Genomic DNA, 20100 nt, shown 5'->3' on the forward strand with positions numbered 1-20100 from the left:
TAGCTTTATTCCTGAACCTTGGCCAAGCCGTTCTCACTTTTCTACGGCTTAAATTTTAAAAACCTACCCCTGAAAGGGGGGGGCCGGGGGGGGTTCCCGAAGACTCTCCCTCACAACGCACAACCCAAACCCGCAGCCTCAGCCCCGAATATTTCCAACAACAAAAAGCCAAATTAGAAACAACATCACAGCAACTAACACAACTGCTGGAACAGATAAAACAGCGAGAACCAGAATTCACCCTAACTCAAAAAGTCGAACCCATCGACATCACCAAATTCCAACAAACCTTAGACACCCAAACAGCAATCATAGAATGGTACATCGGCAATAACTCCCACTCCGACGATAGCTGGGGGGGATCAGCCTTCATCATCACCCGCGACAGCATAAAACCAGTCACATATACCACAACCGAAATAGCCGAATTAGAAACCTGGAAAAACAACTATCTCGACGAATACCGCAACAAAAACACCAACACAACCTGGCAAAAAACCCTATCCCAAAAACTCGAAAAACTCTCAGAAATCCTGCGACTAAACGAGATAATGGCCTACATCCCCCCCAACAGCAAACAACTAATCCTAGTACCCCACCGCTACCTGCACCTATTCCCCCTCCACGCCCTACAATTCACCTCAGAAACCCGATTTCAAGAAAAAACCAACTTTCGCGGCTACCTCCTCGACAGCTTCCCCGCAGGCGTGAAATACGCCCCCAGCTTGCAACTGCTGGAACTCGTAAAAAATCGCATCACCAGCAGAAACTCCCCCCCACCAAATCAGCAACAACTCTTCGCCCTCCAGAATCCCACCGAAGATTTATTCAACGCCGACATGGAAGTAGAAACCATCAAAACCCGATTCAATCCGCATCAAATTTTACTCAAAAAACAAGCCACAAAAACCGCCCTCAACGAAAACCGAGAAAACCTCTCAAACGCCAACTACCTGCACTTTTCCTGTCACGGCGTATTCAACTTTGACAATCCGCTGCTGTCATCCCTAGTCTTAGCCGATTCCCTGGAACCGCAAACCTCACCCCCGCCCCCAGAGTCAAATCAGCCCGATGAAAAACAGCGCTATGTCACCCTACGCAGCGGCAGAAAAGCCATCCCAGAAAAATGCCTCACCCTGCGAGAAATCTTTGCCGAATTGCAGTTGCCGCAGTGCAGTCTCGTCACACTTTCCGCCTGCGAAACCGGGTTAACCACCTCAACCGCAATGACGGATGAATACATTGGTTTACCCAGCGGTTTTTTGTATGCGGGTAGCATGAATGTTGTCAGCAGTCTGTGGGCTGTCGATGATTTTGCCACCGCAATTTTGATGATTAAATTTTATCAGGAATTGCCCGATGCAGATTCAGTAGCCCTCGCTTTGAATGCGGCGCAAAACTGGATGCGCGGTGTTAGCAAGGAGGATGTTAGAGTTTGGGTGAAATTGTTAAATTTAGATGAAAAATGGCAACAAGGTACGGAATTGTGGTTAATTAACTCGAATGAAGAACAGCCTTTCAGCGATCCGAAATATTGGGCAGCCTTCTGTGCGACGGGATATTAAGTTAGGTGTGCAAACAGAATTTTGTAGGGGCGGGTTCACCAACAATATATAACGATGACCAACAATCTACATAAACCCGCCCCCCACCACCAATAACCCACATCAACCTGAAATTTGCATCGAATGTTAAAATGTAGATGATGATTTTTCGTTTGGTGGGGGCGGGTTTTTGAGATTGTTTGTTTCAGGCAATTATGGTTGGTGAAACCCGCCCCTACGTTCACCGGAATTTTGTAGGGGCGGGTTTTACAAACAATATATAACGATGACCAACAATCTAGATAAACCCGCCCCCACCCCACCAATAACCCACATCAACCTGAAATTTGCATCGAATGTTAAAATGTAGATGATGATTTTTCGCTGGGTGGGGGCGGGTTTTTGAGATTGTTTGTTTCAGGCAATTATGGTTGGTGAAACCCGCCCCTACAAATCTATATTTTTTAATCACGGGAGTAATTACAATGGAACCTGACAAAATTATCAATGCTTTTCTCCAATGGCTGCACCAAAATCCGAGTATTTTCATGCCGACAGCATGGCAAGATTTACCCGAATTAAAAACAGAAATGGGAGAATTCGCAGACGATCAATTGTTTCCTATTGCTATGGCTATCAGCAAGTGGTGCGCCCGTCATCAATTGGGAGAAGAATTAAAAATTGCGGCCGGCCAAAACAAAAAAGAAATCGACGATCCGGGCGAACCCACCCCACCTACCACTCACCCACTAACTAACATCACTCAAACTCTGCGTCAAAGCATTGAAGATAGCTACAAAAAAATTCAAAAAGAACTCGATGCAGAGAATCAATCAAATACAGACAATGACTGAAAACAGTAAAATCTATGCCCCCAACGTCTATTTGTTTGCCTATCACCTCTGCCAACCCCTAGAATCAGAGTCTAGTTCCCCTGTGGAATTCGCCCGTTTGTGGCAGAAGTGCGATGAGATTTTGCAAACTAAATTAGCAGTCGGTAAGGCATTCAACGGCAGCTACTTGTCCAAAAAAGACGAACCTGCCGGATGGCGAGTCAACCTGATTAAAAAAGAAGTTGTTGACCAGCGAAATTCTCTGGCTTTTGATAAGAATATTTCCCACGAAAACCAACAAATTGCCCTCAAAGGTTTTGCCCAACCGCTGCGAATTGATGACAGCTATGCCCTGGGTTTAAAAATTTTTGTTCCTGAAAAAGTTAACAGCATTAAAACACCTCCTGTCGATGTTAGCATCTTCAAGGAATTTAATCCCGATAACTGCTTGCTACCGGATTTCGTGCAGAGTTATTTCGGGCAAACTCTGCTGCTTACAGCTTGGCTGAGTGTCGAACAAAATCAGGCGGCGCGGGCAGATTCGCAGTTTCTCCAAGCTTTAGGCAAACAGTGTCTGGAAAAGTTGATTTCTGGTCAAAATCTGCCGGATTTTTACCGTAAAGGCGAGTTATTCGGCAGTCCGATTTTGGAGTACGGCAATCCGAGTCAGCCCGATAGTTACTGTCACGTTATTATCTGGTTTTTCAACAGCCCCGCAACTGATGAAATCTGGGATGAGACGCGGTACAGCGATTTTATGGATTTGTTTTTGTACCGAAATAAGATTCTTCGCGCTTATCACGACAGCCGCAAGCTTTACGCCGTGACTCGCGAGGAATACAAACAAATTGAACTGGATATTGACAAGACTTTTAAGTATTTGCAGCAGGAACAATCTCAGCAGCGGGGCTCTAAAGGTGCTGGTTTAAAGCAGAAGGAATTAGAATATCTCAAACGTCAGATGATTGAGATGCCGCTGCGGGCTGTGAAGTATGCCCGGTTGCTGAGTGATTTGCAGGTTCGGGAAAATACGATCGCAATTAACGCCCAAAATTACCAGGATAAATTAAATCAAATAAGTCTTGACATCAAATCAGCTAAAAAGTATAATGGTAGTGATACCGATTTAAGTTTCCTCGCAGCATTTAGTAAAGAAACTTGCCCGCAGTTTCAAAGGCAGATTCAAGCAGATTTAGGCTATTTCAAACACGGTTCCGGCTTGCTAGACCAAGCAACAGAGGCAATTCGAGCTATTGTGGCGATCGAAGAAGCTTATCGGAATGCCAAATTAGAGGTAACGATTCAAGCTGTCGGCTTTGGTTTGGGAGTAGCCGGGGTGGTGGCTGGAAGTTCTCCTTATTTAATTAAACAAGACCCGCCGAACCAGATGGTTCCTTTGCCTTTGCCTTTCGTGAAGGTGGGAATTAATTCTTTTGCCTTGGTATTGTTGATTAGTATCGGTGCGGGGGTTGTGGTTTGGGGTGTGGTTATGTTGAGTGCCAATTCCAAGAATCTACTAGGTAAGTTCAAGAATCTACTAAATAGAAATAAACAGTTGCCGCCCTCATAATCCCGGTTCCGGGCGGGCAAATCGCCCGCCCCAGAAAAAGATTAGCCTTAATATTGAGGTACAGACGGGTCTACTTCTTCACTCCAAGCAGTAATTCCGCCCTTAACATTAATCCCCTCAATTCCAGCTTCCTTCAAAATCCCCAAAGCCTTCGCAGAACGCCCGCCCATTTTGCAGTGTGCAATCAAGCGGTGGCCGTTCAACAATTCTTTGACTTTAGCGACACCTGCGCCGTGTTCGATATCTGGCAAAGGAACCAAAACCGACCCAGGAATTTGACAAATTTGATACTCATTGGGATTGCGAACATCCAACAATACAAAATCCTTGGCACCGCTGTCGATTAACTCCTTAAGTTCTTTGACAGTCATCTCAGGAATTTGCGGTTGCTCTGCTGGTACTTTACTAAAGCCGCAGAATTCTTCGTAATCGATTAACTTTTCAATTACCGGGCGCACTGGATTCGGGCGCAATTTCAATTGCCGGAATGTCATATCTAAGGCATTGTAAAGCAACAATCTGCCGCTCAAAGTAGTGCCTTGACCCAAGATAATCTTGATAGCTTCCGTTGCTTGAATGCAGCCAACTACTCCAGGCAAAACGCCTAAAACACCGCCTTCTGCACAAGAAGGAACCATGCCAGGAGGCGGGGGTTCCGGGTACAAATCGCGGTAATTCGGGCCGCCTTCGTAGTTGAAAACTGTTGCTTGCCCTTCAAATCGGAAGATGGAACCGTAGACGTTGGGCTTGTTTAAAAGCACGCAAACGTCGTTCATCAAATAGCGAGTCGGGAAATTGTCCGTACCGTCGATAATGATATCGTAAGGAGTGGCAATGTCGATCGCATTTTCGGAACTAACGCGAGTTTCGTACAAATCAACTTGGCAAAAAGGATTAATTTCTAAAATCCGATTTTTAGCCGACTCAATCTTCGGTTTCCCAACCCAAGAAGTGCCATGAATTACTTGCCGCTGCAAATTAGAATGGTCTACAACATCAAAGTCTACAATCCCAATGCGGCCAACACCGGCGGCTGCTAAATACAGCAGCAGCGGCGAACCGAGGCCTCCCGTACCGATGCAGAGCACGCTGGCAGCTTTGAGACGCTTCTGCCCATCCAATCCAACTTCTGGCAGGATCAGGTGGCGAGAGTAGCGTTCGTATTCTTGTTTGTTGAGCTGGATCTCCTCCAGATTAGGATTTAGCATGATATTGTGTGTAGCGCAGATTTTGAATTACATCCTATCTGAATCTTTCGCATTTTTACGTGTTTGTTATTTTTACTAATTATTTCTTAATCTCAGTCGGTTCCTGTGCGAGAATTTCCTCTGCTTGAAAGTTCCCCTCTCCGTCAAGACTCCAACTGCGGATGTCTTCCCAACAGCCTTGTCGGACGGACACAATGATATAAGAGTATTGGGCCCAGGCCAATGTCCGATCGCACTCTGAGGGCACTGCGGGAGAATCCGTGTGAGAATGATATATACCGATAATATCCAGACTGCGATCGCGCCCATGTTTCATCGCCCGCAACATATCTTCGGGCTTAATAGCATATCTGCGTCTTTCTGTCAATCCCTTTTCTTCAGGCCAATTCTCCTGGGCCTGTGCACTCCAAGCATTCTCAGTCGGCCAAACTTCCACTAAAGTTTTAACATCGCCAGTAACTCGACCGAGCAACAAACCGCAGCATTCTTCAGGATAAGCGCTTTCGGCGTGGGTACGCATGGATAAAATATGAGAGTCGGAAAGTGCGATCGGCTGCATGAGATTTTATTGTAGATTTTATTGTAAAGTGCGATGGGCTTTTTTTAAATTGTGGAACAGGCATCTTGCCTGTTCAATACTGGCTTTTCTGGAGATGTCTATTAATTTGAGGTTGGTGTAGCTGTTTGCAAAACAGTTCTATAAGCAATAACAGCTTCAGTTTGGTTAACATATCCTACATATTGACTCAATACAGAAAAGTCTAACTCAGGCAAAAATTCACTGCTGGAAATTAACTCATAACCCGACTCCCGCAAGTGGTAAATAGAAAATTGATCGTTAGCCCAAAACCAGACTTCAGGAACTTGCAAACCGCGATACACTTCTAGTTTGTCAACTCCACCGCTAGTTAGAGCAATTTCGATCGCAATATCAGGGATTTCTGCAAGTGCACCCAAGCAGTAACACTCATCTGGTTCCGCACCCCGTCTCACAGCTTCGCGACGAAATGTAGCATTTCCGTAACCGTTGAGATTAATTAGCCTTTCAACCGCATAAGTTTCTATCAACCGGGCAATAATTGTTTTAAGCCTTTCATGTTCTGGCGAAGTCGTCATAATAATTTCTAACGTTCCTTCCAAGTACGTCATCCTGGGAAATTCATCGACAAACATATCGGAAAGCTGCTCGTATTGTTCCCAAGTCACATCATATAGAATGACGCGCTGTTCAGTCGCTGGAGCGAGAGTTTTTGGATCTAAAAGTAGCATAATTAATTACCTGCACTTAAGATATCTCAACGTTAGATTTTTTCCTTCTTTCTCAACTTCTTCTCTGTGTCCTCTGCGGCCTCTGCGGTTCGTAAAAAAAGTTCCTATATAAATTTAACGAACCGCGAAGACGCTTATGACACAAAGGAAGAGAAGAGAAGGGGAAAAACAGTTAATTCAATCAAGTCGGAGTTTGCTGCAACTCAGGCCGCTCATCTGGAACGATCGCACCTTCGACAGGACACACCTGCAAACAAATACCGCAGTCAATACAGGTATCAAAATCAATCCAAAACCAATCAGTACCCTTGACATTTTTGCCGGGGCCGGGGTGAATGCAAGCAACCGGACAAGCGCCGACGCAATCAGCAATTCCCTCGCAAATATTCGTAACGATAGTATGTGCCATAGTGTTCTCTCAAAAGATTTTAGTTAGATAGGGAATTAGCAATTAGCAATTGGCAAAACCTGATCTCAATCAGCAGGATACATAATATCATATCTGGTGATTTTTAACCAATTACCAACTACCAATTACCCATTACCAATTAGGCTAATTTACTGTTTCAATTGTTGGCAATCCTTCGGCATTTACCCAAGCAATTTGAGCAATTCGTCGATCGCGCGCATATTCCCGCGCCGACTCTGCTGTCTCCCGACTCTCCAAATCTATTTCCACCCGAACTAGGTGAGTAGAGTCTCGGAGTTTGCGAGCGTAAGCAAACGCGGCGGCACTAGCTTCAGGAGTTTGAGCCACAACCAACCAGTCGCTAGCTGGCGTCTCCGTGGGCAACTGCCCCTCTGTCAGCAAAACTTGGTGCAAATCTTCAATATTCAGACAAAACCCGATGCCGGGGGAATTTTGCCCTTGGGGATCGAACAGTCCCAACAGTTGGTCGTAGCGTCCCCCTTGTCCTAAAACTCGCTGTCCTGTCTTGCTGCTGCTGACAACTTCAAACACAATTCCAGTGTAGTAGTCAAATGTTTGAATTAAACTCAAATCGAGGTGAATGTGGGATTTGAGATTGGGAATTTTTGACTGGCATTGGTGCAGCAATTCGATCGCCGATTTGAGATTATTTAACGCGGCTTGCTGCGGCAAATCTAAATCTAGTTTGGCAACAATTGGCAACACCTCTTCAGGTCGGCCGCGCAAGTCAAATAACAGCAGAGCTCTTTCTCGCAATTCGGTTGACAGCGGCAAAGTTTCCAAGGCAATTCGATCGAGATTGGCGATCGCCCCCCGAACTTTTTGGCGCACATTTGGCGGAAACGGTTCTAGCAATGTTGCAGTCAAGCCCGCTTCTCCCAAAACCAAATGCCAGTCATCAATTTCCAAGCTCTGCAAGCACTCAGACAGCAGCAGCAGCACTTCCGCATCCGCAACCGCCCCCCCCGCGCCGAGGAGTTCTACCCCAGCTTGATAGAACTCCTGTTGCCCGCCTGAGCCAGTATCTGGGCCTTTGCGGAACACGTTAGCGTTGTAGTAGAGGCGCTGAGGCTGCCAGCGAGTCCCCGCCATCCGCATTGCAGCCGCGCGGGCGATGGATGCTGTCAATTCCGGCCGCAAACCAAGTTCTCCATCCTCGGCGTCTTGCAGTTGAATTAAGGTCGATCGGTCGATCGCGCCCCCAGCCATCAATGTCTCCAGCCTTTCTAGAGTAGAGGTAATAATCCGGTGATAGCCCCAGCGGTGAAAAACCTGCTGTAAGCGCCGTTCGATCGAAATTTTTTGAGCAACGTCAAGGGGCAATAAATCTCTTGCACCGGATGGGGGTTGGTGAACCATATCAATTTTAGATTTTAGACTTTAGATTTTAGATTGGGCTTAGAAGCTTAGCTTTATGGACGGTGTTAAAGTCGAAGGAGGCCAGCTTAACATTCGACTTTAACAAATTAACTACCAGCCGGGAAGTCCCTCGTTATATTTAGAGGGGATTAATCTGAGCGCTGCGCGAATTACCCCGTTGGGAATTACCGCAGGGATGTCCAGAAGCGTCGGATGTCGCGGACGGAAGCCGACAATTATTTCTTTATACCCATTGATAGTCTGGAAATACTCTGGTACTGTGTTAGTAAGTGGGGGTGGAACTACCTCACTATAAAAAGCCTTTGCAAAAAAGGAAATACGAAGCCTGCGTACTAACGGTACTCCGTTGAACGCCTGGTTTGTTCACGGTGTCATCTCAATTTTAGATTTGAGATTTTAGATTTTAGATTGGCCTTAGAAGCTTAGCTTTAGGGGACGGTGTTAAAGTCGAAGGAGGCAAGCTTAATCTTCAACTTTAACAAATTAAGGCGTGATAGCGTTTTCGTTTGCATCGCAATTATCATTTTCCCCGTCAGTGCGATCGTCCCGTTCTTTCTGGAGCATCCGCGGTCGCGGGACGATCGCACTGATGGTATAATTCCGATGTCACCGGCGTTGATATCACCAAGTCTTGATTTTTTTGAGCTACCTCACTCCACTGCTGAGCAGTTCACCCGTTTCTAAATATTCAAGACTCACAACTCACAACTTCTCACTTCTTCTTACCGCCAAACAAACTTGCAAAAAATCCTGGTTTCTCGTCACCTTTTTTGGCTTTTGCTGCAGCTTGTTCCAGCTTTTTCTTAACCTCCAAAGCCGTTGGTTCTTCAGGATTTGATGCCAAAGCTTTGTTCATCTCAAGTTTCGCCATTGTGGCTTGATTTTGTTCAAGGTAACACATTGCTGACAAAGCGTGGGTCTTGCTGTGTTTCGGATCGCGCTTCAGGCCTTCTTTCAACTCTAAAATTGCTTTGGCGTAACTTTTGCTGTCCATGAATCCTTGAGCTCGGCGGCAATAGGCTTCGGCCGGCGAGTCTTTTGCCGCAGTTGTGGTTGTGGTTGTGGTTGGGGTTGGAGTTGGAGTTGGAGTTGGGGTTGGGGTTGCATCTTTTATTGGGGTTCCATCTTTTATGGATGAACCGGGTGCAACCGCACCACCACCCATGCGCTCTTTTCGCAGCAGGTAAACCATGTTGAGTTCGCTAATTTGATCGATCGCCTCTTGGGTTTCCTTAACTGATTCGTACTGCTTGAGAGCCAGTTTGCTAACTGCTGTTTTGTAAGCTTCTTCCCAATCCTTAGCGGTAACTAACTGTTTGGCTGCTTCGCTTTCGATTTGCATTTTCGCCTGTTCTTTAGCGACGCGCTTGCCGATGGCTGCTAATAGCAGGCTGTATTCTTTGCGATCGCTTTCCTTGGAAAATTTGTTGTAAGCCGGATTGACTACTTTTGACAAAAATTGGTTAGCCCAATCTTTATCGGCTTGGCTTTCAAAAGAGCAAGTATCCGAATGCAAGCGGCGGGCGATTTTCATGTAGCGCTTGCGGATGTCGTTAAACTCGGCGTCTAAGGGAATTCCCAAAATTGCGTGCTGATCTGTAAAGTCGTACTTGAACAGCCCTTTTGTCATTTCAAAAGACATAACTTTTACTCTTCCTTTCCTGGCTTTTCACTATTCTTTAATGTAGCTTGAGTCAAGGGGTTCTGACCCCCGTACTACCCCCGATCTCTTGCTGCGGGTAGATTACCCCCAGGAAGATAACGGAGGAACTGCTAGCAGTGCGCCACTGAGTTCGGCGTGTATTTTGCCGTTTGTGGCCAAAATCCGACCCGAGTTCATCTCAAAGGCACTGCCGTCATAAGCTGTAATTTGACCTCCGGCTTCGGAGACTATGACTACACCTGCTGCTACGTCCCAAGGGGCGAGTCCCCGTTCCCAGTATCCGTCCGATCGCCCCATCGCGAGGTGTGCGAGGTCTAGGGATGCGGAACCGCTGCGCCGCACGCCTTGGGTGAGGTGGGTGAGGTGACAGAATTCGGCATAATTATTGTCTGCTGTTTCGCGCCGATCGTATGCAAACCCAGTGACTAGCAAGCTGGTTCTCAATTCTGAGATTTGGGAAACTTCGATCGGCGATCGGTTGCAGGTTGCTCCCAATCCTTTGCCTGCCCGAAACAATTCATTATGAAAGGGGTCGTAAATTACTCCAATTTGTGGTATACCGTCGATTAAAAGTCCGATCGACACGGCCCAAAAAGGATATTGGTGAGCATAATTTGTTGTGCCGTCCAAAGGGTCGATCGCCCACAGGTATTTGCTGCTAGCATCCCCTAATTTGCCGGATTCTTCGGCGAGGATGGCGTGGTCGGGTACGTGGCGGCCCAGAATTTCTAAGATGACGACTTCTGAGGCTTTATCGGCTTCTGTTACTAAATCGCCCGATCGGCCTTTTTCTTGAATTTTTTCTAATTTTCCGCAGAAAGATTGCAGGACGGAACCGGCGGCTAGGGCTGCTTCGGTGGCTATTTCTAAGAAGTTTTGCAGTTGATTGTCAGTCATTTGTTAGTTGTTAGTTGTCAGTTGTCAGTTGTCAGTTGTCAGTTGTTAGTTGTTAGTTGTCAGTTGTCAGTTGTCAGTTGTCAACAATTCCCAACTGACCGAAAGCATCCACGATACCCGCCACGTGATTCATCCGTCCAGAAATAAAAACCTGTACCCGATGAAACTTGCCGAACGTATTTATCGGTGGGGTCAATGCTTCAATCTAAAATCTAAAATCTAAAATCTAAAATCGATTGACTATTTCCGATTTTGCTGGCGGAATTCTGCAGGAGTTTGGCGCAAAGCTCGTTCTGGATTCCACAGGCCTTTACCCATGAGTCTCGCCCATTCTTGAGCGTTCACGAGTCGCTGCTGGTATTTGGTGTTGGGCGATCGCGCTGAGGCCAGGGCATAACCTTCTTTGACTAGCAGTTCGTTGAGCAAAATTTTATCTTGCCACAAATAGGCTAGTTTGCGATCGAACCGATCTTTCTCTTCGATGTCTGATTCTAACAATACCTGTTTTCCCCCAGTTAGCTGTTCTAGTCTTTGTTTGGCTGCTTCTCCCCAAGGCTGCTGTTTTAAATCCGGCGCATCAATACCAATCAGCCTGATTTGTTCTAATAAGGCTATTTTGTCGGCTGTACTGATAACTTCGATTGTTTGGCCGCTGATGGCCCTTTCTACTTTGGCGATCGTACCTTGGGGAATTTCTGGTTTTTGGCAGCTAGCTACCAACAGACAAAGGGCGATCGCAAATAACCGATAAAGCATGGATAATTGGTAGTTGATAATTTATCAAATTGCCTTATTCTTCATCCAACGGCAAACCAGCTTTAACTTTACCTTTGCCGAAGTAGCGGCCGAACTGCAGTTCGTACACTTCGTCTTCGTCTTGCGTCTCTACCTCGATGTTGGAACGGGGATAGCTGACGCACAGCAGGGCATAACCTTCTTTTTGCAGTTCCACCGAAAGCCCCATTGCTTCTGGCTGGTGCAGTTCTCCCGACTTGACGCGCACCGCACAGGCGGTACAAGCGCCGTTGCGGCAGGAAAATGGCAATTCTACTCCTTGGTTTTCGGCGCTTTGCAGGATGTAGCGGTCTTCGGGTACTCGCACGGTGTGGCGATCGCCTGTCTGTCTGTTATGAATTTTAATTGTGTAAGAGTGAGTCATGGAATTTTAGATTTTAGATTTTAGATTTTAGATTGGGGTTTGGCGGGCAAACTCCTTTAGATGAAGGGGTTTGCGACACAGCTAGGAGAATCCAAGCCCGCTCGTTTGACACCCTACCCACATTAAACAGTAAATTTATGCCGTTACCCCTTCCCAAATCAGATTTGTTCTGCTAATATAGTTTAGCTGTGGCTAAATGAATTAATTTAGCCCTGGAGAGGTGGCCGAGCGGTTGAAGGCGCACGCCTGGAAAGTGTGTTTAGGGCAACTTAACGAGGGTTCGAATCCCTCCCTCTCCGTTAAACAAGCTGTTTAGGCAAAAAAAACAGCTTGCCAAAAAAATCTCTGATCTGAGATAAATACTTTGATTAGAGCGATCGCCCTTGAATTCTTTTAGAAAAATCAAGGGCGATCGCTTTTCTAGGGTCAGATGCCTCTGGCATGGGCATCGGGCATCGGGCATGGGTAATAGTTAGCGGTTACTGGTTAAGCTGTTGTGCATTTAAATTGAATGTCAAAAAATAATCTAAGTCTTGTGGGGTGGGCCTAAGAGCCCGCCCTGAATATGCAATTTAAATGCGTGACAGCTTAGTAGTTTTTCTAATCACAAATAACCCATGCCCTATTCGCAATGCCCAATTTCCCAATTAAATGAACAAGCTAGGTGAGATTTTAAAATAATCGCCGAGTGCCTTAGCTTGTGCCTTGCTAATCGCTCTTTTCCCATTCACAACCTCAGACACCACGCCGCTCGATCCAATGATACCTACCAAGTCCGCTTGACGGGTGCCGCTGGATTCCATGATGTGTTGCAAAATCTCATGAGGCTCCGATTTCTCGATCGGATAATTTTCTGTCTCATAAACTTCAATCAGCGTGACTAACAACTTGTATAAAGCTCTCTCCTCTGGAGTGAGGTTTTTAGCGAACGTTAGCCGTTCTGCCACTGCCAGGAGGCGATCGTATTCCTCTTCGGTTTCGATCGCCCTAGGAGCGATTTCTGCAAGCAAGTTGCTATAAGTGGCTCCATCAAAAGTAAGGATCATTTTTCCATTTGTCTTTGTCGTATTCAGCGTGGGTTAGGAAATATTTGTAGAAAATAGTTTGCTCCTCGTAGTTGATGCCGACAATCAGGCGATATTCGTTGCCTTTGATATTAAAGACTGTGAAGTTTCCTACTGCTTCGGCATCCCGGTAAATCTTGCGAACCTCCTCCAAATTCTGCCATTCTGCTTTCTTTACAGTTGCGTTCCAGCTATCAATTTGATTTTTGACATCGGGATACTGGGCAACATCTTTACGGAGGTTGCGGATAGAGATTAGGTGCATGGGTTTTTGGTTTTGATATTTGGGGGTTTTGCATAGGTTGCCTGGGTAATTTTGCAGCGATGTTTTGCTTATCCTTTCACAATGAGGCGTTGCTGAATACAGGTATGAATTCAATATTTCCCAATTGCTATAAGCCAAGTATGGTGATTTTTGCAACATCAAGCGAATAGTTGATTCATACCGTGAATCAGCAACGCCCAAAATGAGAGGATAATGTCAAGAGCCGATCGAGTAAAAATTCTTTAGCGAAGTTTTGCTTATTCTCTCATTTTGAGAGGATAATGTCAAGGCCCGATCGAGTAAAAATTCTTTAACGCACTCCAAGTGGGTTTTCTCTGTGTAGGCGCGGTGGGAAACCGCAGGCTTTATCTTTAATCCCACTCTTCCTCCCCCGACTTGATCCTCATCGTGTAAAAAAAGCTTCTAGCAGCGTGGTTCGGGCGATCGCCTCGCAAATCAGAGTCAGCGTTTTAGCAGAGGCTCTACGCACGACAGGGTTGGCGTGATGTGCTAAGCTTCCAGCAAAAAAAAAGTTGCAGGTTTGCCAATTGAGCCGAGAGTTTTGGCTAAACTCAGCCTCACCATTCCCTGGGAATCTCCCATACATTAGACCATATTTTTGAGCAGTTCGCTGTCGTTGGGATTGAAAGTTGCGAGGGCCATTTGCTCCCTCACCGTTTGGAGCAAAGCGTCGCTTTCTGCTCGATCAATTGCTGTTTGAATATCAGTCGGGGAATTTTAGATTTTAAATTTTAGATTTTAGATCGAGGTAATTTATATCGAACTTAGCATTAGCGAGATTTGCCCCTCTGAACGAAGTACCCTCAGCATTTCCAATCTCTCGAACAGTAGCCGAGAAAGACACAAACGCAAACCAAAGATACAGCAGCGACAGCAAAACGAAACACATACCCCAAAACAGTTTGTGAGTGCTCAGAAAAGCGCTCGCCGTTGCACTGAACAAAAAAGCCGCTGCGTAAGCCGCCACACTTCCAGCCGATGCGATCGCCACCTGTGCAAATTGGCTACGAATCCGGGAATTCACAAAAAACATTAACACCCCGCCGATCGACATTCCAGCAAGAGCAGCCTGGGAATTATTATTAGTTGCAGTGCCAGCATAGAAAAATCCCAACAAAGCTCCTGATAGAATAGCAGAAATTGTTCGTGCCAATCTACCCGCTTTTGAGGTTTTTGGCTGTTTGCTGGCGATCGCCGAAGCGAAGCCAGCAGCGCTCAAAACCCCGTACAGCAACAGAACAAAAGGCAAACTGCCCGATCCCGGTACTTGTCCTTGAGTTCCCAAAATCAGTCGAGTCAGAACATCGCCCACAACCAAACAAATCGCGATCGCCCCAGCACTCAAAACAGCAATCTGTCGCCGAGAAAGCCCGATTTTCGCACCGAGAAAATTAGCCCCCGCTAACTGAGCATTTCTAAAATTGCAGCCTCGAACATCCGCACCGCTGAAATCAGCACCGTTAAGAACTTGTCCTTGGAACGATCTATTTCGTAAAATTTGATTGCTAAAATTATTGGAATCCGAATACTTCATATTAGTAGAGGATGCTTGAAAATATATAAATCTGTCAGTGTTCCCGTCCCCTATCTAAAATCTAAAATGGTATGACTTATCGACCCACGATCAAACAAATTTGGCAGATTCTCGGTCTCGGAATATTGCTCGCACCAATACTACTCTACAACATTCCCTACTTTTTGCGTCCCCAACAAACAAACGAAGCCCGATCGCTCTTTCAAGGAATAGCCTACCGCAGGGAATTTCGGACTAATCCGCGTCCCACCCTAATTCACATTGTTAGCATCGACCTAAAAGCGCCGGGAATAGGAATTTTTGTCACTCCCGGAAACCCAACACCCGATTTAACAGAAACCAATGCCCGCACCGCTACTGAATTCCTGAAAGAATTTAAATTGCAATTAGCAGTCAACGGCAATTTTTTTTATCCCTGCATCGAGAAAGCACCTTGGGATTACTATCCCCGCAGTGGCGATCGAGTAAATAATGTCGGACACGCCATTGCCAAAAGCCAAGCTTATTCTCAACCAGATCCAGACTTTCCCGCCCTTTGTTTTGATGCCAAAAACCGCGCTAAAATAATCGAAAACGGCACTTGCCCTGCGGGAACAGCCTATGCAGTTGCCGGAGATACTTTGCTGGTAAAAAATGGCCAACCCGTAGCACAAAGCCAGAAAGAACGCACACAGGATAAACCCTATCCCCGTGCCGTCGCGGCGATCGACAAAACAGGCGACAAGTTGTGGTTAATTGTGGCAGACGGCAAGCAGAGGCTTTACAGTGAAGGGCTGAAATTGAGCGAAATAACTGATATTTCGATGCAGTTGGGAGTTGAGACAGTGCTAAATTTAGATGGCGGCGGGTCGGTAACTTTTGCAGTAGCATCGCCGTCAGGAGCGAAACTGTTGAATGCTCCGATTCAGAATAAAATCCCCATGCAGGAACGTCCAATTGCCAATCACCTGGGATTTTATGCGCGGGAAAATTAGGCTTTTAAATTGCGCTTTAATCTCAAAAATTAGGGTTAAAAATGATTCTATTCTGCACCGCGCCCCAGCCGCTGCTTGTAACAAATCTGCTGTTAAAACCTATTTGAAAAAAAACCAAGAATGCCTCCGCCTACTCAAATAAATATGGTACTGATTGCCTTCATTACTAATACAAAAGTGCGCTTAAATACGCACAAAAATTTTTATTCAGCAGTGAATTTTTTTTTAATCTGCCCAAAATCCGGGAATAATTGCTAAAATTGTAAAGAAACGTAACAAAAATTTATAATTGGCTTATGAAAATTAGCGAAATCCAAGCAGCGCTGCAAAGTTCGGATTCTCAAGAGAGGCTGCGGGGGGTAACGGCTCTGAGAAAGTGCGATTCTGCGGTGGCGCTACCGATGTTGCTGAGCCAAGTGGACGATCGCGAGTTTATGGTGCGATCGTTCGTGGCGATGGGATTGCGGCAGATTCAAACTGCGGAAGCTTTTGCGGCGCTGTTAAAAATGATGCAGTTCGATCGCGATCCGAACGTGCGCGCCGAAGCCGCTAACTCTTTGTCAAGGTTCGGAACCGAGGCAATTTCTCATTTAGTGGAAGCTTTTCGCCGCGATGACAATTGGCTCGTCCGCCGCAGCATTATGGCTCCGCTGTACGAAATGCAGTGTCCTGATGCAGTATTTGAAATTTGTGCGATCGGTCTTGGCGGCGAAGATTTACCCGTTCAGGAAGCAGCAATTGACGGATTGGGTGTGCTGGCAAATACCCCGAAGCAAGAAGAGGCATTGCAGCAATTATTAGCTCTAGTAAGTTCGGATTACTGGGGAATTCGGCTGCGAGTTGCTCGCGCGCTGAGGAAATTTGACAATCCTCAAGCTGGCGCTGCTGTGAGCTATTTGGCAAAAGATCGAGATCATCGGGTTGCAGGTGCGACTTTACACCTTTAGGGTAAGATACTGTAGTTCTATCAGAGTATGGGACTCATGAAGCTTAATGAAGAACCCCGATCGGCTTCAGCTTTTTAATTCCATCCCTCAATTGCACGCAAATCCTCAATCCAGAGTCATCAAGGAAAGGACAGGTACGTTTACAGACAACATGAAATTACCTATCCATAGGTGGTTTCGCTATTCGGCGGGATTCTCAGCAGCTTGGGTCGAACAAGTCATAGCAGAGTTAGAACCTCAAACTATCCTCGATCCATTTGCAGGATCTGGTACTGTTTGCGTCACTGCCGATAAGCTTGGTATAAATTCTTGCGGTATCGAAGCGCATCCTTTTGTTTGTAAGCTTGCAAAAGGTAAACTCGCCTGGATGGTAAACATTCCTGAATTTTTGGCAGCAGTTACCGAAATTAAGGCTTTTGCTGCAAGTCTACCGCCAAAGCTTCCAGAAAAAATTCCAGTATTACTAAGCAAATGCTACACAGATGAGAGGTTAATAGACCTCTTCAAAATTAGACAAGCTTATCTTGAAATAGCCCCGTCTCTATCTGAAGAATTGCAGTCTCTCATTTTTCTAGCCATTTGTGCCATTCTACGACCATCAAGTCATGTAGGTACAGCACAGTGGCAATATATTCTCCCTAACAAACGCAAAGCTAAGACTTGTGAACCATTCGAGATCCTAGAAAAGCAGGTTGCTATGATGCAAGAAGATATGTATCAAATGCAATTTATTTCGAGAGAGAGTCGAGCCACTTTTCTTCAAGAAGATGCGAGAAAATTAAAAAGTATTCCCGCTAGATCTATAGATTTAATAATAACTTCTCCCCCCTACGCAAATAACTACGATTATGCAGATGCTACACGTCTGGAAATGACATTTTGGGGCGAGGTAAATTCTTGGGGAGATTTACATGATACTGTTCGTAAATATCTAATCCGTTCAAGTTCACAGCACGTTTCAAAGGAGCGAGTATGCTTAGATACTCTGATAGCTGAATCGATTATTGATCCGATTCGAGACGAGCTGATACCGATTTGTCAAGAACTAAAGGAGATTCGAGTAACTAAGAGTGGCAATAAGGCATATCACACAATGATTGCTGCTTATTTTATCGACATGGGATTTGTATTTCAGGCCCTGCGGCGAGTTGCAGGCTCTAATTGCAAAATTTGCTTTGTAATCGGAGATTCTGCTCCCTACGGAGTGTATGTTCCGGTCGAGCAGTGGCTTGGTCAACTGGCTGTTGGGGCAGGGTTTAATTCCTGGCATTTTGAGCAGATTAGGGAGCGTAACGTCAAGTGGAAAAACCGAAAACACAATATTCCGCTCCATGAAGGAAGACTTTGGATAGACAGTTAATTTATGGCGCAATCTCCATCACATAAGTTTGGGCAGGCTCTAGGCAAACTTTTTGAAGATATTGTACTCGACGATATTCTCAAACCTCGGCTACAACAGTTTGCACAAACCAAAAACTACTACCTCGATTGGCAGCGTTCTCGTCCAGCTAGAAGCGGTAAAAAAGTTACTTGGGAAGACAAATACGGGAACAAACATGATTTAGATTTTGTAATTGAGATCGACGGTACAGATGACCAGCTCGGTAGACCTGTTGCATTTATCGAGTCTGCATGGCGTAGATATACTAAACACTCAAAAAACAAAGCTCAAGAAATCCAAGGCGCTATACTACCTATCATTGATCTTCATCATTTGTCAGCGCCATTTTATGGTGCGGTGTTAGTTGGAGATTTCACGAAAGCAGCTTTAGATCAACTGAGAAATAATGGATTTGCAATTATCTATATTCCTTATAGAGATGTGGTAGCAGCATTTAAGGAAATTGATTTTGATGTTGCATTTGACGAAACAACTGCGGACGAAAGCTATACCGCAGCTTCAAAGAGGCTGGCGGGTCTCAAGATTTCAGAAAAAAATAAGCTGCGGCTGGCTTTGATGCGTGTTTCAAAACAAGAAGTCGATAGGTTTATGGATACGCTCAGAAACTGCCTCGATCGTTTCATTTCCCAAATAATTATCATGCCACTTTTCGGTACAAAATACGAGTTTGAGAATATTGATGATGCACTAACAGAGCTAAACACAGTTGATATCGATCGCCCAAGCGGTGAGTTTGAGAGGTTTGAAGTTATTATTAATTACAGCAACAGCGACACAATTCGAGCAACTTTTCAGAACAAGATTTTGGTGGCAGACTTCTTGAGGAAGCTGAAAAGCTGAACTCATTCTCCTGACGGGCGTTGGAGCGGACGGAACATACTGGCTCGATCAAACAAATTTTTCAAGCTCATCAACCGCACCTTCCCTGGAGTGGCGACTTTCCAGAGGAAGCTAAGCAGTTTTTCTCGTTGGCGTTTCTGTGGGATCGTCCCAAGGAAAGGAAAATTTTGGCAATTCCGGTTTTTGCAGGGTTCAAAGACTATGTGGCGGCTTATTTGGATTTGGTCGATCGCGCCGAACCTGTGAGATCGGGCGCAAAGTTAGATAGTATCTTAACAAGCTCAACTGTGCTATCTGCGGTATCTTGCCGAAAAAACCCCTGGTCAGGAAATGTTCACGCGGTGCTACGGGGAGGAATGGATCGAAGAATACATTCACGGCTTTTTGTTCAATTGGGAACGCAAGCTGGCACAATTGGTAAGTAACAAGAATTAATTTTAATACAAGCTTCAGCCACTATACTAATAAGTGTAGGTTGGCATGAGGAAAATGCCAATGGTCAAAAAAAATCGCAATGTAGTTAGTTCCAATTCAGACAGCAAAGTCAAAGTCGGGCTTTCGCTGACTTCTTCTAGTGCCGATCGATTGAACGTGATCGCTCGCAAGCTCGGAATATCAAGGTCGGAACTCCTAGAACGCTTGGCACAAGGCGCTCTGGATATTTCTAAGGACAAGACGGAAGTTACTGTCACTTGGAAAAAAGGTGAAGAAACTGAGGTAGAAGCCGCTGACTTGGAAGGGGAAACAGCCGAAGAAAGCGAAATTAATGACGCTAGAACGGCAGAAACTCAATTGGACTCGGTGAACGTACAGCCAAATCCGCTGCAAGAAAGTTACGAAGCTTTACAGAAGCAGTTAGCTGAACGCGAAAGTTCGATCGCATCTTTGCAGCAGCAACTCGCTACCGAAAAGCAAAATCTAGAAAGCCAATTGCAGCAAACTGTAGCGAAGTCAAGTTACGAAACTTTACAGCAGCAGTTGAGTGAACGCGAAAGTTCGATCGCTTCTTTGCAGCAGCAATTAGCTACCGAAAAGCAAAATCTAGAAAGCCAATTGCAGCAAACTGTAGCGAAGTCAAGTTACGAAACTTTACAGCAGCA

Annotated in this window: 22 protein-coding genes, 1 tRNA gene and 1 pseudogene; 11 read left to right on the plus strand and 13 right to left on the minus strand. The window is 45.5% G+C overall.

Translation table 11 applies throughout. From position 1 onward, the window contains the following. Positions 1-530 precede the first annotated feature (530 nt). The 3 genes from QUA00_RS10540 (at position 531) to QUA00_RS10550 (ending at position 3947) form a co-directional block, all read left to right on the plus strand. Positions 531-1565 carry a CHAT domain-containing protein gene (locus QUA00_RS10540; RefSeq protein WP_333409619.1) on the plus strand — a complete coding sequence of 345 codons (1035 nt, stop codon included), beginning with the start codon at positions 531-533 and terminating at the stop codon, positions 1563-1565. A gap of 464 nt (positions 1566-2029) precedes the next feature. Then, positions 2030-2398: a hypothetical protein gene (locus QUA00_RS10545; RefSeq protein ID WP_333409564.1), complete on the plus strand. Its 369-nt coding sequence runs from the start codon at positions 2030-2032 to the stop codon at positions 2396-2398. After that, on the plus strand, positions 2391-3947 hold the full coding sequence (locus tag QUA00_RS10550; protein WP_333409565.1) for a hypothetical protein: 1557 nt from the start codon (positions 2391-2393) through the stop codon (positions 3945-3947). Before QUA00_RS10545 ends, QUA00_RS10550 begins: the two co-directional genes overlap by 8 nt. Before the next feature lie 47 nt (positions 3948-3994). Here the strand turns inward: QUA00_RS10550 and moeB are convergent, their stop codons facing one another. From moeB to QUA00_RS10595, 9 genes are all read right to left on the minus strand, one after another. Continuing rightward, a complete protein-coding gene (gene moeB / locus QUA00_RS10555; protein WP_333286086.1) occupies positions 3995-5155 on the minus strand; it encodes a molybdopterin-synthase adenylyltransferase MoeB in 1161 nt (386 codons plus the stop codon). 79 nt (positions 5156-5234) lie between these two features. After that, positions 5235-5714 carry a M67 family metallopeptidase gene (locus tag QUA00_RS10560; RefSeq protein ID WP_333409566.1) on the minus strand — a complete coding sequence of 160 codons (480 nt, stop codon included), beginning with the start codon at positions 5712-5714 and terminating at the stop codon, positions 5235-5237. Positions 5715-5815: 101 nt separating this feature from the next. Continuing rightward, positions 5816-6424: a Uma2 family endonuclease gene (locus QUA00_RS10565; protein WP_333409567.1), complete on the minus strand. Its 609-nt coding sequence runs from the start codon at positions 6422-6424 to the stop codon at positions 5816-5818. Positions 6425-6605: 181 nt separating this feature from the next. Continuing rightward, positions 6606-6833, minus strand: coding sequence for a ferredoxin family protein (locus QUA00_RS10570; protein ID WP_333054336.1), 228 nt, complete (start codon positions 6831-6833; stop codon positions 6606-6608). 144 nt (positions 6834-6977) lie between these two features. Further along, positions 6978-8213, minus strand: coding sequence for an ATP phosphoribosyltransferase regulatory subunit (locus QUA00_RS10575; protein WP_333104609.1), 1236 nt, complete (start codon positions 8211-8213; stop codon positions 6978-6980). Positions 8214-8946: 733 nt separating this feature from the next. After that, a complete protein-coding gene (locus tag QUA00_RS10580) occupies positions 8947-9876 on the minus strand; it encodes a DnaJ domain-containing protein (protein WP_333409568.1) in 930 nt (309 codons plus the stop codon). Between the two features lie 102 nt (positions 9877-9978). Beyond that, positions 9979-10794 (minus strand): inositol monophosphatase family protein, encoded by an 816-nt coding sequence (locus tag QUA00_RS10585; RefSeq protein WP_333143237.1) that lies wholly within the window; start codon positions 10792-10794, stop codon positions 9979-9981. Positions 10795-11034: 240 nt separating this feature from the next. Continuing rightward, positions 11035-11550 (minus strand): thermonuclease family protein, encoded by a 516-nt coding sequence (locus QUA00_RS10590; RefSeq protein WP_333409569.1) that lies wholly within the window; start codon positions 11548-11550, stop codon positions 11035-11037. A 34-nt stretch (positions 11551-11584) separates the two neighbouring features. After that, positions 11585-11953, minus strand: coding sequence for a 2Fe-2S iron-sulfur cluster-binding protein (locus tag QUA00_RS10595; RefSeq protein ID WP_172186552.1), 369 nt, complete (start codon positions 11951-11953; stop codon positions 11585-11587). 214 nt (positions 11954-12167) lie between these two features. On the opposite strand from QUA00_RS10595, the gene QUA00_RS10600 reads away from it, so the two are divergent. Beyond that, positions 12168-12252 (plus strand) — tRNA-Ser (locus QUA00_RS10600). Positions 12253-12600: 348 nt separating this feature from the next. Here QUA00_RS10600 and QUA00_RS10605 read toward each other — a convergent pair. The 4 genes from QUA00_RS10605 to QUA00_RS10620 all read right to left on the minus strand — a co-directional run bounded on the left by QUA00_RS10605 (position 12601) and on the right by QUA00_RS10620 (position 14837). Next, complete coding sequence (locus QUA00_RS10605; protein ID WP_333148420.1) at positions 12601-12999, minus strand: transcriptional regulator; 399 nt, start codon at positions 12997-12999, stop codon at positions 12601-12603. Further along, positions 12983-13282: a type II toxin-antitoxin system HigB family toxin gene (locus QUA00_RS10610; RefSeq protein WP_333409570.1), complete on the minus strand. Its 300-nt coding sequence runs from the start codon at positions 13280-13282 to the stop codon at positions 12983-12985. The genes QUA00_RS10605 and QUA00_RS10610 overlap by 17 nt, the downstream gene beginning before the upstream one ends. A 403-nt stretch (positions 13283-13685) precedes the next feature. Then, complete coding sequence (locus tag QUA00_RS10615; protein ID WP_333409571.1) at positions 13686-13889, minus strand: hypothetical protein; 204 nt, start codon at positions 13887-13889, stop codon at positions 13686-13688. A 138-nt stretch (positions 13890-14027) separates the two neighbouring features. Then, positions 14028-14837 (minus strand): pentapeptide repeat-containing protein, encoded by an 810-nt coding sequence (locus QUA00_RS10620; RefSeq protein WP_333409572.1) that lies wholly within the window; start codon positions 14835-14837, stop codon positions 14028-14030. A gap of 71 nt (positions 14838-14908) precedes the next feature. On the opposite strand from QUA00_RS10620, the gene QUA00_RS10625 reads away from it, so the two are divergent. The 7 genes and pseudogenes from QUA00_RS10625 to QUA00_RS10650 form a co-directional block, all read left to right on the plus strand. Continuing rightward, complete coding sequence (locus tag QUA00_RS10625) at positions 14909-15811, plus strand: phosphodiester glycosidase family protein (RefSeq protein ID WP_333409573.1); 903 nt, start codon at positions 14909-14911, stop codon at positions 15809-15811. Positions 15812-16107: 296 nt separating this feature from the next. Further along, positions 16108-16758: a HEAT repeat domain-containing protein gene (locus QUA00_RS10630; RefSeq protein WP_333409574.1), complete on the plus strand. Its 651-nt coding sequence runs from the start codon at positions 16108-16110 to the stop codon at positions 16756-16758. A gap of 151 nt (positions 16759-16909) precedes the next feature. Continuing rightward, positions 16910-18118, plus strand: coding sequence for a DNA methyltransferase (locus QUA00_RS10635; RefSeq protein WP_333409575.1), 1209 nt, complete (start codon positions 16910-16912; stop codon positions 18116-18118). Positions 18119-18121: 3 nt separating this feature from the next. Then, positions 18122-19000 (plus strand): hypothetical protein, encoded by an 879-nt coding sequence (locus QUA00_RS10640; RefSeq protein ID WP_333409576.1) that lies wholly within the window; start codon positions 18122-18124, stop codon positions 18998-19000. A gap of 20 nt (positions 19001-19020) precedes the next feature. Then, positions 19021-19260: pseudogene (locus tag QUA00_RS36785) on the plus strand (phycoerythrobilin:ferredoxin oxidoreductase); the annotation flags it as partial. A 70-nt stretch (positions 19261-19330) separates the two neighbouring features. Further along, the gene (locus QUA00_RS36790) at positions 19331-19435 is read left to right on the plus strand and encodes a hypothetical protein (RefSeq protein WP_445252024.1); all 105 of its coding nucleotides are present in this window, start codon (positions 19331-19333) and stop codon (positions 19433-19435) included. A gap of 60 nt (positions 19436-19495) precedes the next feature. Next, on the plus strand, positions 19496-20100 hold a 605-nt coding region (locus QUA00_RS10650; RefSeq protein WP_333409578.1), incomplete at its 3' end, for a ribbon-helix-helix protein, CopG family.

Origin of the sequence: Microcoleus sp. T2B6 (assembly GCF_036700475.1) — a bacterium.
Lineage (GTDB): Bacteria > Cyanobacteriota > Cyanobacteriia > Cyanobacteriales > Microcoleaceae > Microcoleus.

Bases quoted from the DNA above. Each gene is read 5' to 3' on its own strand.
- QUA00_RS10575 (WP_333104609.1), bottom strand. From the start codon at position 8,213: ATGGTTCACCAACCCCCATCCGGTGCAAGAGATTTATTGCCCCTTGAC.
- QUA00_RS10630 (WP_333409574.1), top strand. From the start codon at position 16,108: ATGAAAATTAGCGAAATCCAAGCAGCGCTGCAAAGTTCGGATTCTCAA.
- moeB (WP_333286086.1), bottom strand. From the start codon at position 5,155: ATGCTAAATCCTAATCTGGAGGAGATCCAGCTCAACAAACAAGAATAC.
- QUA00_RS10565 (WP_333409567.1), bottom strand. From the start codon at position 6,424: ATGCTACTTTTAGATCCAAAAACTCTCGCTCCAGCGACTGAACAGCGC.
- QUA00_RS10635 (WP_333409575.1), top strand. From the start codon at position 16,910: ATGAAATTACCTATCCATAGGTGGTTTCGCTATTCGGCGGGATTCTCA.
- QUA00_RS10580 (WP_333409568.1), bottom strand. From the start codon at position 9,876: ATGTCTTTTGAAATGACAAAAGGGCTGTTCAAGTACGACTTTACAGAT.
- QUA00_RS10615 (WP_333409571.1), bottom strand. From the start codon at position 13,889: ATGTATGGGAGATTCCCAGGGAATGGTGAGGCTGAGTTTAGCCAAAAC.
- QUA00_RS10620 (WP_333409572.1), bottom strand. From the start codon at position 14,837: ATGAAGTATTCGGATTCCAATAATTTTAGCAATCAAATTTTACGAAAT.
- QUA00_RS10605 (WP_333148420.1), bottom strand. From the start codon at position 12,999: ATGATCCTTACTTTTGATGGAGCCACTTATAGCAACTTGCTTGCAGAA.
- QUA00_RS10595 (WP_172186552.1), bottom strand. From the start codon at position 11,953: ATGACTCACTCTTACACAATTAAAATTCATAACAGACAGACAGGCGAT.
- QUA00_RS10545 (WP_333409564.1), top strand. From the start codon at position 2,030: ATGGAACCTGACAAAATTATCAATGCTTTTCTCCAATGGCTGCACCAA.
- QUA00_RS10570 (WP_333054336.1), bottom strand. From the start codon at position 6,833: ATGGCACATACTATCGTTACGAATATTTGCGAGGGAATTGCTGATTGC.
- QUA00_RS10560 (WP_333409566.1), bottom strand. From the start codon at position 5,714: ATGCAGCCGATCGCACTTTCCGACTCTCATATTTTATCCATGCGTACC.
- QUA00_RS10610 (WP_333409570.1), bottom strand. From the start codon at position 13,282: ATGCACCTAATCTCTATCCGCAACCTCCGTAAAGATGTTGCCCAGTAT.
- QUA00_RS10640 (WP_333409576.1), top strand. From the start codon at position 18,122: ATGGCGCAATCTCCATCACATAAGTTTGGGCAGGCTCTAGGCAAACTT.
- QUA00_RS10550 (WP_333409565.1), top strand. From the start codon at position 2,391: ATGACTGAAAACAGTAAAATCTATGCCCCCAACGTCTATTTGTTTGCC.
- QUA00_RS10590 (WP_333409569.1), bottom strand. From the start codon at position 11,550: ATGCTTTATCGGTTATTTGCGATCGCCCTTTGTCTGTTGGTAGCTAGC.
- QUA00_RS36790 (WP_445252024.1), top strand. From the start codon at position 19,331: ATGTTCACGCGGTGCTACGGGGAGGAATGGATCGAAGAATACATTCAC.
- QUA00_RS10625 (WP_333409573.1), top strand. From the start codon at position 14,909: ATGACTTATCGACCCACGATCAAACAAATTTGGCAGATTCTCGGTCTC.
- QUA00_RS10585 (WP_333143237.1), bottom strand. From the start codon at position 10,794: ATGACTGACAATCAACTGCAAAACTTCTTAGAAATAGCCACCGAAGCA.